General features: G+C 46.0%; 9 protein-coding genes. 2 read left to right on the forward strand and 7 right to left on the reverse strand.

Annotated features, from left to right (window positions below):
• Positions 1-9 precede the first annotated feature (9 nt).
• From ACS8E3_RS00330 to ACS8E3_RS00340, 3 genes are all read right to left on the reverse strand, one after another.
• A complete protein-coding gene (locus ACS8E3_RS00330) occupies positions 10-1,023 on the reverse strand; it encodes a cell division protein ZipA (protein ID WP_439240041.1) in 1,014 nt (337 codons plus the stop codon).
• Positions 1,024-1,273: 250 nt separating this feature from the next.
• Positions 1,274-5,173 carry a chromosome segregation protein SMC gene (smc, locus tag ACS8E3_RS00335; protein ID WP_439240043.1) on the reverse strand — a complete coding sequence of 1,300 codons (3,900 nt, stop codon included), beginning with the start codon at positions 5,171-5,173 and terminating at the stop codon, positions 1,274-1,276.
• Positions 5,174-5,361: 188 nt separating this feature from the next.
• Positions 5,362-6,165 (reverse strand): sulfite exporter TauE/SafE family protein, encoded by an 804-nt coding sequence (locus ACS8E3_RS00340; RefSeq protein ID WP_439240045.1) that lies wholly within the window; start codon positions 6,163-6,165, stop codon positions 5,362-5,364.
• A 223-nt stretch (positions 6,166-6,388) separates the two neighbouring features.
• On the opposite strand from ACS8E3_RS00340, the gene ACS8E3_RS00345 reads away from it, so the two are divergent.
• Complete coding sequence (locus ACS8E3_RS00345) at positions 6,389-7,345, forward strand: biotin--[acetyl-CoA-carboxylase] ligase (protein ID WP_439240047.1); 957 nt, start codon at positions 6,389-6,391, stop codon at positions 7,343-7,345.
• Between the two features lie 34 nt (positions 7,346-7,379).
• Positions 7,380-8,117, forward strand: a complete 738-nt coding sequence (locus tag ACS8E3_RS00350; protein WP_439240049.1) for a pantothenate kinase — start codon at positions 7,380-7,382, stop codon at positions 8,115-8,117.
• Between the two features lie 86 nt (positions 8,118-8,203).
• On the opposite strand, the gene ACS8E3_RS00355 is transcribed toward ACS8E3_RS00350, so the two are convergent.
• The 4 genes from ACS8E3_RS00355 to ACS8E3_RS00370 all read right to left on the reverse strand — a co-directional run bounded on the left by ACS8E3_RS00355 (position 8,204) and on the right by ACS8E3_RS00370 (position 13,565).
• The gene (locus ACS8E3_RS00355) at positions 8,204-9,391 is read right to left on the reverse strand and encodes an isovaleryl-CoA dehydrogenase (protein WP_439240051.1); all 1,188 of its coding nucleotides are present in this window, start codon (positions 9,389-9,391) and stop codon (positions 8,204-8,206) included.
• 97 nt (positions 9,392-9,488) lie between these two features.
• A complete protein-coding gene (locus ACS8E3_RS00360; protein ID WP_439240053.1) occupies positions 9,489-10,409 on the reverse strand; it encodes a hydroxymethylglutaryl-CoA lyase in 921 nt (306 codons plus the stop codon).
• A 201-nt stretch (positions 10,410-10,610) separates the two neighbouring features.
• Positions 10,611-12,716 (reverse strand): acetyl/propionyl/methylcrotonyl-CoA carboxylase subunit alpha, encoded by a 2,106-nt coding sequence (locus ACS8E3_RS00365; protein WP_439240055.1) that lies wholly within the window; start codon positions 12,714-12,716, stop codon positions 10,611-10,613.
• A 48-nt stretch (positions 12,717-12,764) separates the two neighbouring features.
• Positions 12,765-13,565, reverse strand: coding sequence for an enoyl-CoA hydratase/isomerase family protein (locus tag ACS8E3_RS00370; protein WP_439240057.1), 801 nt, complete (start codon positions 13,563-13,565; stop codon positions 12,765-12,767).
• Positions 13,566-13,593 lie beyond the last annotated feature (28 nt).

Genomic DNA, 13,593 nt, shown 5'->3' on the forward strand with positions numbered 1-13,593 from the left:
TTTGCTACGTTAGCCTTCATAATCACGAACTTGGTTACGTAGCTGCTGCTTATAATCCGGCGTAATCGGTTCGTTATTTTCGTCTAGCATTATCGCATCGAGGTCGCTTGCCATCATATAAGCAATACTCATCATACTATCAAAGCTACGCACCGCTTGTGGATGTGGTAGCGATAAAAACAGCACCACACCGCTATAAACATTGGTCGCCACGCTATGCGGGTCAAAAGGCGCGATACCATTATCGGTGATACCCATCATGCTGAACCAAAGCATACCGGTGCCGTCTTTTTGCTCATAACGATGGAACATATTCATCGCGCCAAAACGCAAGCCGTACTTATCCACTAACGTCAATAAGTCACCGCCGCGAATGATCGCATTCGGCCGCTCTCGGCTTTGCTGCGGCAAGATAGTAATATTGATATTGTCTTTGGCATTGATCAGTGGCCCGTTCTGCGCCTCATCAATGGGCGTCAATAAATGTTGGTCGAGTACAGGGCTGTTGTCCGTGAAGCTTGGCTCCTCAGCGGTATCAATCACTGGCATCAGGCTATCAGTCGCTGACATGAGGCTTGAAAAAGCATCCGGCTCGCTCTGAGTGTCGGAGTAGTTCTCTTGTGCTAACTGCGCAAACTCTTCGTTATCTGCGCGCTGCTGTTCTGCTTGCCAGCGGGCATATTCTGGATTGGCTTCATGATTAACTTCTGCATCACCGCGATTTTGGGTCAACTGCGCATCGACTTGAGTATGGCTTTGGGTCAAAGGCTCCTCTTCGACCACAGCACTGAGATAGTCTCTATCAGGGGCGATACTCGTCTCACCGGCGATAGCATCATCAAAGTCTGGCTCATCAACGACATTACGCTCATGACGCGGAATGATAGGAATACCGTTTTTGTCATAATTCACCGCTACCGCATCGGTATTTTGCCGGCGCTTCAAACTACGAATGACCATAAACAGTCCTGCTAGCACAATCAAAGCGGCAATGGCGATCAATACAAACTGGATAGCGGTCATAAGAGAATACATCCTAGTAATAATAAAGGTAACAATGAAAGTAATCAGAGAATATACAGCAGTTTAAACGCTATCAGTCTAGCACGCCTACCTAAAAGCGTCATCACATTGTAACGGTTTGACACTTGTTAATAATCGTTTTAGCGAGCTGTGGATTAGGTACCAACTGGCAGAAACGCGCCATAGATATAACTGCCCTGATTTTACCCTAAATTATAAACTTTGTTTATCAATACTTAACTTGATATATTTAACTTTCGATATATTTTTCGGCTTCGTCAAGCGAGACGCTTACTAAAGTAGAGATGCCAGCGCTAGGCATGGTAATACCTTTAAGCTCATCGGCAATCTGCATCGACAGTTTATTGTGGCTAATAAAGATAAACTGCAAGTCATCAGCTAGCTCCGTAATGAGGCTAGTAAAACGACCAACATTAGCGTCATCAAGTGGCGCATCGACTTCATCGAGTACACAAAACGGCGCCGGATGCTGCTTAAATATCGCAAAAATCAGACTCAGCGCGGTCAAAGTTTTCTCGCCGCCAGAGAGTACGGCTAGACGACTATTACGCTTGCCTTTTGGTTGCGCCATTAAGGTTAACCCTGCGCGCCAATGCTCAGATTTATCCATGGTGATATCAGCATTAGTAGCAGAATTGGTGTCAGCAGCCATATCCTCCAAATCTAGCGTTAGGCTGGCTTGCCCGCCGCCGAATACTTTAGCGAATAATTTAGATAACTCTACGTTGACCGACTCTAAGGTTTGCATAAATAGCGCCTTAGTCGTCTCATCAATCGAAGCAATAGCCGCAGTCAAAGTCTGCATACTAGCAGCGATATCCTCAGTCTGCTGCGCTAGCGGCTCTAAGCGTTCATTGACTTCAGCCAGTTCTGCGACTGCCGCCAGATTGACCGCGCCTATTTTACTAATTTTTTGCTCAAGATCAGCTTGCTCAGCTTGTAGCTCGGCTATTTTCTCGGGACGGACGCGGCGCTCATGAATAATAAAATCAGTTAGTAAGTTTGAAACGCTTATCATCGGCGACAATGATTCAGAGCTTTTAGGGTCTTTGTCATTACGGTTAGCTAGAATTTGCTGATAACGATCGAGCGCATGTTGTACGTTTTCACTAGCATCGTTAAGTTTGGACTCACTAAGCGCCAGCTCTGTCGCTTGCTTGGCATTGGTATCTTGCTGAGCTTGCAAGTTTGTCTGCAGAGTATCTAAAATAGATTGCTGCTCATTATAGTCATCTTTGAGTGCGGTCAGCGTGACTTCACGCGCTGCTAATAAATCTTGCTGATCATCGCGCTTGGCTTTTATAGCCTGTAATGTGGCCTGCAGTGTTAGCAGTTGTTGTTGGTGGCTATCAAGACTGGCGATCAGTGCCAGCCGGTTTTGCCAAGACTCATCAAGAAATTTAGTCGCTCGCTCAAGACTATTAACACTATGCTCAAGACGCATCTCGTCTTTTTGCTGGCGTAATTGTAAGGTTTGCCAAGCGGATTCAACATTTTGACGATTGCGCTGCAGCTCGTTACGCTCCCCTTGTAACTGCTGACGCCGGTCCTGTGCTGCTTGAATCTTGGGCCTGACTATTTGTAAGTCTGTTTCGATTTGCTCGCGCTCATCATCGAGTCCTTTTTGTTCTGCCACTAGCTCTTGTTGCTCACTCTCCAAAGCCAATCTTTCACTCTGCAAACGCTGCGCGTCAGCTTGTTTTTGTTTAAGGGCGGCTTTTTCAGTCGCCAATTGCTGCTGATAGTCATAAACCGCGCGCGTAAGCTGCTCGCTTTGTGCGCGGCTCTCATCCAAGCTTATTTTTAGCGTATCATACTGACTTTGGCTTCGTTTCATCTGCTTATGCAAGCTATCAACATGCTCATCGCTCTTATCAAGCAACTCTTCCAACTGCATCAAACGCTGCTGTTGCTGCAAGCGCTGTGTCAAAAAATGACTATTCTGCGTAGCGTTTTTTTGCTTGGTTAATTGACTAAAATTGATCGTGCCTTTTTCACTGATTAACCAACCCTCTGCAGTTAACACCCATGCCGATGGTGGTAAGACTTTTAATATTTCGGTCAATTCTGCAGTAATTTCGCTACTAGTCTTATTATCTGCAATATATAAATAGCACTGCTGCCATATCGCTAAATTTGGCTTAGTAATCAATGAGGATAAAGGTAAAACTTTGCCTTCTAAATCAGCAGGTAGCTCGCTGATAAAACTTTTATTTGCACTATCGTTTTTTGTAGCAGGCAACCATAAACTGTGGCTACTGGTAGCCGCTTCATTTTGCTTAGAATGGTTAATTTGATTATGCTGAAAACTAAGCAAATTAGGTACATATTTATAAAGAGCTGTCTCTGAATTTAAACCAATTTGATTTTGCACCAAGACTTGACTGTCTAACCATAAGGCTAATACGTTATCGAGAATTTGGGCGTGCTGCTGACCAAGTTCACTCAGCTCGATTTGCTCGCGCAAAGTAGCAGTCGACAGCAGACTCTCATTTTCAATAGCGACGTTATTTGCCAAACCCTTATCCGTCTTATCCGTTGGCGCGGTCGGCTTCTCGTTAGCTTCGGCATGCACTATTTTATGCAGCGTATCGTATTCCCCTGCCAATAGCGCGTGGCTCTTTTCTTTTGCCGTCACCTGGCGTAGCTGCTCGGTCAAACGCTGCTGCAGCGTATGAGCTTGCGGTTGCAAATCAGCTAGCCTTTCAGCGACGCTATCTTGCTGACGGACGCGCTGCTGCAACTGAGCTTCTAGCTCATCGATAACGCTGCTGACGCTTTTGGCTTGCGCATCTATGCTCAAAGAGCCATCATTATTGAGGCTTTGAGTTTGCGACTGATCCCACAGCGTTTGCCAACTCTGCTGGCGACTAGCGAGCTTATCTTGACCCAGATGATGGCGTTTTTGCGCTTGATTATTAATCGCTTGTTGCTGCTCGAGGGTGCGCGCATTATCTTGCAGACGCGCTAACTGCGTTTGTGACTCAGACCATGCACGTTGTAGCAGTTGCTCATCCGCTTGATAAGTTTGGCGCTTTTTTGATAGCTCAGCAAGCTCTGGCTGTAAACAATCAAGCGCTAGCTGCTGTTCAGCCTGCTCGGTCTTTAGCCTATCCAGCCCGTCAGTCGACTGCTGACGTTGCCGGTCTAAATCAGCTAACTGCTGTTTAATGGCGGTTACTTTAGCAGTGATATCATTAAGCTCATACTCAGTTTGTTGACAGCTAAGCTGCTGCTGATAATGCGCGCTTTGCGCCTCGTCTTTGAGCCATTGTTCTTGGTTAATCTGCGTACTTAATTTATCTTGCTTACTTTTTAGCTGTTCATAGCGAGTTTGTAGTTCTGTCGCTTCAGTAGCGCTCTGCTCATAAACACTCTTATGCTGCAGCTGGGCTTGTTTGGCTTGATATAACTGCTGAATCGCCAGTTGTTGCTTGGTATCCGCTAAAGTTTCATTAAGCTCATTATAGCGCTGAGCACTAGTCGCTTGACGCGCTAAGCTTTTTTGTTGACGGACCAGCTCGCTTTGCATATCGTGCAGACGTGCTAGATTATCCTCTGTCCTTGAAAGCTTCTTTTGCGTCTCTATCCGGCGGGCTTGATAACGCGATACGCCTGCCGCTTCTTCAATGAACTCACGCAGTTGCATGGGACTTGAGTCAACAATACGACCAATCATACCTTGTTCAATCACTGCATAACTGCGCGCGCCAAGCCCCGTACCTAAGAACACATCGACGACATCACGGCGACGCGCCCGTGTCCCATTGATAAAATAATCAGAGCGCCCATCCAAATTGACTTGCCGGCGTACTGACAGTTCATGATAGAGGTTGAATTCATGGCGAATACCGGTTTGCTCATCTTGCGTGTGCTCAAAAGTCAGCTCGACACTAGCGACGCTTTTGGCGGATTTATCTTGCGTACCGGCAAAGATCACATCACTCATCGCCCCGCCGCGCAATTGCTTGGCAGAGGTTTCACCTAATACCCAACGGATCGCGTCAATGACATTCGATTTTCCACAGCCATTAGGCCCGACGATAGCAGTGATGCCTCGGGGAAAGGTAAAAGTAGTGACATTGGCAAAAGATTTAAAGCCTGCCAGCTTAAGGGATTTTAGACGCATGAGATATCGATAAACTTGCTAAAAACAGGCGGCTATTCTACCTGAAATTGGGGTGGGTTTTTGGGGTTTTTCAAGGGCTTGTGAAGGGCTTATGTTTGCATGACATCAGCTTTTTCGTGAGATTGCTCAGTAGAGTTTTCTGAATATAAATGTCCTTACTACGCAAAGAATATTCAAAGAAGAGGTAGTCACAACACCCCAATGCCGCTTAAAAACAACTGCCCGCCTGCAAAGATTAGTAACACCCCAAAAGCCCGTTTTAGCATCAGCGCCGGTAATTGATGCGCCAGCTTTGCGCCAATTTTGGCGGTGATAAAACTGGCGACCGATATGCATAAAAATCCGATGATATGTACAAAACCTATCGTACCTGCGGGGAGATTAGCCACATCTTGACCAAACCATGCAAAGCCGAGCGCCCCCGCCACGGCAATCGGCAGACCACAAGCAGCGGAAGTGCCGACCGCTTGCTTCATCGGTAGCCCTGCCCAATTAAGAAATGGCACGGTCAAACTACCGCCGCCAATACCGAAGATAGACGACGCCATACCGATGCCCGTCCCCGCACCGACTTGTATGCCTTTAGAAGGCAGCGGTTTGCCTAACTGTTCTTTATTGGAGAAAAACAGCATCTTTAGCGCGACTAATAATGCGCCAACACCGATGATCGCTTGCAAAACCCTACCATCAATCATATCAGCGATGCCAGCACCAACCACGCTACCAACCACTAAGCCGATAGCCATACCGCGCCAAATCTCCCAACGCACCCCGCCGCGTTTATTATGGGCAGTTAGAGAGCTAATAGAGGTGATGATAATGGTCGCTAAGGAAGTACCAACCGCTAAGTGAGTCACGACTTCTGGGGAAAAATTATACGCGGTAAAAATCCAAACTAGCGCAGGCACGATTATCATGCCGCCGCCAATACCGAATAAACCGGCACAGACTCCGGCAAAGGCGCCGGCAATCACAAACCATACATATAGCATTATCGAAATCCTTTATTTTACGGTCTTACTATCCAGTTGTTTCATTGCGCTTTTATGATACTGCTATTTAGTAAGATATATTTTTAGCTCATAATTGAGCATTCAGCTAGTAGTTGCAGGCGCTTAGTATAACAAAATCTGTTATTGTGACTTTGCTTTATACTTAACTCTTAGATGTACAACCGCTAGCACTATTAGCTCATTGATTACAGCGACTACTGATATGTCTTTATTTACCCAAAACTCTAGCCTCTCCGCACTAAATCATCGTCATGTAACGACGAGTGTATCGACCAATAGCGAACTAATAGAAGCACTGCAAGCAGGTGAGCTTGATGTTAACAAAAAACAGTTACTTACTGCTGAGATCCAGAGCGCAGGCCGTGGGCAACATACCCGCTCTTGGCAATCGCCACCTGGTAATGTGTATCTCTCCCTTTATCATCCGATTGACGTGCCTATCAGCGGTCTGCTGTCGTTGATTATCGGTGTCAAACTCGCAAAAATGCCTGTGATTCAAGCCCTTAACTTACAATTGAAAGCGCAAGGAAAAATTCCTATTGGCGTGAAATGGGCCAATGATTTGGGCTTTTACCCGCTAGCAAAGCAAAATTTAAACTTTGGCTTCAATATAAATAATGTCATTGCTTTTAATAAATTAGCGGGAATACTGATTGAGCCGGTATGGATAGCAAGCAAGCTAAAAGGCATCGTTATAGGCGTGGGGTTAAATGTAGCGGCGGCTCCTAAGCTGACGGAACAAACGCTAGAAGGCATGAGTTATCAAGCTATTAGCTTACAAGATATTCATGAGTCGATAAAAAAAGATGAAAAAGATAATCCGCTAGAAACTATACCAAGCCTAGCTATTATTTATGAGCAAATCAGTCAGGCTTTGCTAGAAGCTATCGAATGCTTTAAAAATATAGCGGCTGAAAAGTCTAATTTACAGCCTAGCTCTACCCAGTATGTAACGGCTCAATTTAACCAGCAGTTTAAAGAGCAAGACGCACTCAAAGGCTTGAGGATAAAAGTTACTCAAAATCTCAATAATAAGGAGCACATTCTTGAAGGCCGGGCTTATGGCATCGATACAAACGGCTGTTTGCAATTACAGCAAGATAACGGTAATATTTCAGCAATTTTTACCGGTCGCATTGATGTGATAAATGAGACTTAATGAGCACTAGATAAAGGGCCAATAAGGAAAGTTTATGCTCTGGCTAGATCTGGGGAATACCCGACTGAAATACTGGCTGACTGACGATATTGGACAGATTGTCTCGCACAATGCACGGCAGCATTTGCAAGCGCCTGCTGAGCTACTCATGGGCCTGACTGATAGATTTGAGCGCTATGCGCCTGATTTTATCGGTATCTCATCGGTGCTTGGTGATGAGCTCAATAGCCGAGTAGCAGAGACGTTGAGTCGGCTGAATATTCCCTTTGAGTTTGTCAATGTCGACTCTTCTCATGCGCTCATGAGCAGCCGTTATGATGCCAAGCAATTGGGCTGTGACCGTTGGTTACAGATGCTAGGCGCAGTGGATAAGACGAAGCGCCAATGTGTAGTGGGCTGCGGTACGGCGGTCACGATAGATTTGATCGATCATGCCGAGCATTTGGGTGGTTATATTTTCCCTAGCATCTATTTGCAGCGCGAATCGCTATTTTCAGGCACTAAGCAGATTACTATCTCAAGCGGTGCTTTTGATAGCATCGCTCAAGGAATAACCACACAGGATGCGGTACATCACGGGATATTATTATCTATCGTTGGCGCTATCAATGAGATTACCCATCGGCATCCCAATTTTGAGCTAATAATGACTGGCGGTGACGCGACTATGATCGCCGAGCACGTCAATCGTCCGGTAAGACTACGTGATGACTTATTGTTAAATGGTTTGGCGAGATATTTCGATCATAGCAAAAAACAGTTGATGGTTTAAAAGCCAGTTAAATAGTCGTAGAAAGTAAAAAAAGCAGTAGGTCTTAGACTTACTGCTTTTTTATTGTGCTAAAAAATTAATTATTTCTACTTGGTCTCATTAAATAACTCACGGCCAATCAGCATACGGCGAATCTCGCTAGTCCCTGCGCCAATCTCGTATAACTTAGCATCGCGCCACAAGCGACCGAGCGGATACTCATTGGTATAACCGTTACCGCCAAAGATTTGGATACCATCGCCCGCCATAAGTGTCGCTTTTTCCGCACACCATAGAATCACACTAGCACAGTCTTTACGGACTTGCCGGCTATGTCCAGCGCCTTGTGCATCGAGCATATCGAGATTTTTGCCAACGGTATATAAAAAGCTACGACCGGCTTGCAAAATCGTATACATATCGGCGACTTTACCTTGGATAAGCTGAAATTCACCGATCGCTTGACCGAACTGCTTACGGTCATGAATGTAAGGCACAACATTATCCATCACCGCTTGCATAATGCCGATAGGGCCAGCCGCTAATACTGCGCGCTCATAGTCAAGGCCGCTCATTAGCACCTTTACGCCATTATTTAGGCCTCCTAAGATGTTTTCTTTGGGTACTTCAACATTATTAAAAGTCATCTCGCCGGTATGACTGCCACGCATGCCGAGTTTATCGAGCTTTTGCGCGGTACCGAAACCTGCCATACCTTTTTCGATGATAAAGGCGGTAATGCCTTGCGCGCCAAGCTCTGGATTGGTTTTGGCATAGACCACCATCACGTCCGCATCAGGCCCGTTAGTGATCCACATTTTGCTACCATTTAGCACAAAGACATCGCCTTTTTGCTCGGCTTTGAGCTTCATGCTAGTGACGTCAGAACCCGCACCCGTTTCACTCATCGCTAACGCACCGATGAATTCACCGGTGATGAGTTTGGGTAAAAATTTCTGCTTTTGCGCCTCGTTACCGTTGCGTTTGATTTGATTGACACAGAGATTTGAGTGCGCCCCGTAGCTCAAACCGATAGAAGCTGACGCACGGCTGATCTCTTCCATCGCCACCATATGCGCGACATAGCCCATATCAGCGCCGCCGTATTCTTCAGGTACGGTAATGCCATGTAGACCTAAATCACCCATTTTTTGCCACAGGTCCATGGGGAACTCATCACTACTATCGATCTCACCAGCGCGAGGGATAATCTCTTTAGCAGCGAACTGTGCCACCACATCACGCAAAGCATCGATATCTTCGCCAAGCTGAAAATCTAAACCGGGTAAACTCATTATTTATCCTTAATCATTTAAAGTTTTGAAATTTTGATAATTTTAGAAAACCTAGTCCTAGTACTTAGTCTAAAAACCTTGTTTTAAAATACTGTCTTTAAGAATGTCGCTTATTGATCAAAGCCCGCGCTACATTAGAGTCGTTACGACGTCCCAAAAATTCACTAATGCGCTCACCTGCGACGACTAGCTTATCTAAATCAATACCAGTCTTAATACCCATGCCATGAAGCATATAGACCACATCTTCGGTCGCGACATTGCCGGTAGCGCCTTTAGCATAAGGACAACCGCCAAGGCCTGCCACTGAGGTATCAAATTCGCTCACGCCCATCTCAAGCGCTGCTAAAGTATTGCTCAGCGCCTGCCCGTAGGTATCATGAAAGTGCCCTGAGACATGCGCAATATCGATGTGCTCTAGTGTCGCTTGCAGCGCTTTTTTTACCTTGATAGGCGTGCCTACTCCTATAGTATCCGCGATGCCAATTTGCTCCGCGCCAATCTCAACCAAGCGTTTGGTGACATAAGCGACTTGGCTAGGGTCAATCTCGCCCTCATAAGGACAGCCGACCGTGCAAGAGATGACGCCGCGAACTTTAATGCCTTTCTCCTTGGCCGCGGCGGCAACTGGCGCAAAACGCTCGATACTCTCATCGATACTACAATTGATATTTTTTTGACTAAAGGTTTCGCTGGCTGAGGCGAAGATAACGACCTCATCAGGGTGATGCGCGATGGCATTGTCAAAGCCGCGCATATTGGGCACGAGCACTGAATAGATAACGTCCTTATCTCTACTAGGGGCAAGCGCTGTCATCAAATCGCTATTATCGCCCATCTGTGGCACCCATTTAGGGGAGACGAAGCTAGTGGTCTCAATCTTCTTAACCCCTGCTGCGATTAAATCTTCGATTAGCGCTTGCTTGACCGCTGTCGGTACCGTCTTTGACTCGTTTTGCAAGCCATCACGCGGACTGACATCGACGATTGTGACATGATTTGGGTAAGCGTTATTCATTCTTATAATCCTTTTTACTTTGCCATTCATTTTTTTATAATTTATCACTTCGTTCTTAAATCTCTAAGATTATTAGCGTAGGCTGGGTTTTTAACCCAGCATCAAGACTTTGCAAAATTACAATGCTGGGTTAAAAACCCAGCCTATAATAGCTCATGGTAAGTTAAGGTTAAGATAATTTATACGAAACTCTTTTGAGCATTAAACTTTATTAGCTACCGCATCAATACGCAACAGCTCATCACCATCAGCGACCAAGTCGCCTGCAGCGAATAGCAATTCAGCAACGACACCATCTGTGGGTGCGGTAATGGTATGCTCAATTTTCATCGCTTCAATCACGGCTAAAGGCTCACTTTGCTTGACGCTATCGCCGACCGCGACTTTAAAGGCGATAACTTGTCCGGGCATAGGCGACTTTAGGCTACCGACTGCGGCAGACTCTTCGCCTGCGTAATCCATTAAATCAATCAGCTTAATCTGATCGCGGCCCGTGTCGTTAAATACATAAACCGTCTCGTTATGTGTCCAGCTTTGCGCCTTTATACGCGTATCATCAAGCCATAGAGTATGATTATGAGCGTCATCACTATGGTAGCTAACCTGAGCTTTATATAAAGACTCGCCGGACGTTTTAGAAGCAGTTTCAGCGTCATTATCATGTTCAATAGTAAGTAAAAAGCGATTAGAATTATCTGTGTCTTTTTGACTAGTGGCATGACTAGCATTATGCCAATCGCTAATGCGCGCAAGGTAATTTTGCTCATTATAAGTCAGGTTAAAAGTACGCGTATAATCGGTATAAGCACGGAACGCAGAAGCCTGACTAAAAGGGTCGTTAACGTTAGCATTCATACTAATGCTGTCTTTCTCACTAGCCAGCTGCTGCACGATAGCTGTCGTCACTAATGTCGATAATTCTAGCGGATGCTGATTGAATAGTTCATCTGCTTCACGCTCAATTAAAGCAGTATCGAGATTCGCCTGACTAAAGGAGTCGGTATTAATCACATAGCGCAAAAAAGCTACGTTATTGGGCAATCCGACAATACGAGTGAGCGCTAATGCCTGATCAAGTTTAGCTAAAGCTTGCGTGCGAGTCGGGGCATGGACGATAAGCTTGGCAATCATCGAGTCATAAAAAGGGCTAATCACATCGCCTTCGCGCACGCCATCATCAATACGTACATCATCAACCACAAAGGTGCTGTGCTCTGGCTTTTGATACCTAAACAGCGTGCCAGTCGCAGGCAAGAAGTCATTATCTGGATTCTCCGCACAGATACGCGCCTCAATCGCATGACCGTTTATCTTCAGATCTTCTTGAGATTTCGGTAATTTCTGACCCGCAGCTACGCGTAATTGCCATTCAACCAAATCGACACCCGTGATCGCTTCAGTCACCGGATGCTCGACTTGCAGACGCGTATTCATTTCCATGAAATAAAAACTCATGCCCTCATCGCGCTGCTCAACGATAAACTCTACCGTACCCGCACCGACATAATCGACCGCGCGCGCGGCATCGATCGCCGCTTTACCCATTGCAGCACGCATGGACTCATCAACGTCAGGCGCAGGCGCTTCTTCTAGCACTTTTTGATGGCGGCGCTGTACGGAGCAGTCGCGCTCGAACAGATGCACATAATTACCGTGACTATCGCCGAATACTTGAATCTCGATATGGCGCGGTTTGAGGGCATACTTTTCGATGAGGACTTGGTCATTACCAAAGCTAGTGATGGCTTCACGGCGACAGGACTCTAAAAGATCGGTAAAGTTATTACTATCCTCAACGATGCGCATACCTTTGCCGCCGCCGCCAGCACTGGCTTTAATCAGCACCGGATAGCCAATAGCATCGGCTTTATCTTTTAAGAATGCTGCGTCTTGCTTCTCGCCATGATAACCGGGAATGAGCGGTACATCTGCCGCTTCCATCAAACGCTTGGATTCGGACTTACCGCCTATCGCTCGAATAGCATCGGCTGATGGGCCGATAAACACTAAGCCCGCATCTTGACAAGCTTGTGCAAAGTCGGCGTTCTCACTCAAAAACCCATAGCCAGGATGAATCGCCTCAGCGCCGCGCTCCTTGGCAATAGCAATGATAGCATCGCCTTTTAGGTAGCTATCCTTTGGCGCAGAGCCTCCGAGATAGACAGCTTCATCACAAACTGCCACATGCTTAGCATATTGATCGGCATCTGAGTAAACCGCGACCGTACGTACGCCCATACGCTTGGCAGTAGCCGCTACTCGGCAAGCGATTTCACCACGGTTGGCGATTAGTATTTTGGAGAACATAGCAATTCCTGTGCTTTATATTTGATATTTTATCGTCATTTGAATAGGTTATTTTTGCTTATCAACTAACCAATCCGGCTTACGCTTTTGCAAAAATGCTTGTACCCCCTCGCGGCCTTGCTTAGACGCGCGAATATCGGCAATCTCTTTTACCGTATCAGCGATTAACTCATCAGTGATAGCTTCGCCTGCGATATTATGGAGTAAGCGCTTGCAAGTCCTAACCGCGTCAGGGCTATTACTGACAATTTTAGCGCATATCCCAGCTACTCTATCTTGCAACTCGTCTTCGTTAACTCGCTCATGAATAAAGCCAAGTTGCCGTGCTTTTTTGGCATTGAACACTTCAGCCGTTAAAAAATAACGCTGCGATGCGCGTACGCCTAAAGCTTGAATAACATAAGGGCTAATAGTCGCCGGCGCTAGACCTAGACGTACTTCGCTAAGACAAAAATTCGCATTTTTAACGGCAATAGCAATATCACACACTGCTACGAGTCCCATACCGCCAGCATAAACGTCGCCTTGAATAGCAGCAATGGTAGGCTTAGGACAGTCATAAATGGTTTTGAGCATTTGCGCCAGTTTATCAGCATCAGCTAGGTTTTCCTGATAATCATAATCCGCCATAGCGCGCATCCAGTTTAGATCAGCGCCGGCACAAAAGGCTTTTCCCGCTGCTGCTAAAACAATCACGCGAACCTCATCGTCTTTGCCTAAAGCGCTGAACACTGTATTTAGCTCGCTAATCGTTTTATCATTAAAGGCATTACGTATTTCAGGACGATTTAAGGTCACGGTTGCGACGTAGTTTTCTATGGTTAATAATAGGTTTTTATAGTTGGTCATTTATGTTTGTTCCTATTCTTAGCCTTGG

This window comes from Psychrobacter sp. 2Y5 (genome assembly GCF_051847375.1).
Lineage (GTDB): Bacteria > Pseudomonadota > Gammaproteobacteria > Pseudomonadales > Moraxellaceae > Psychrobacter.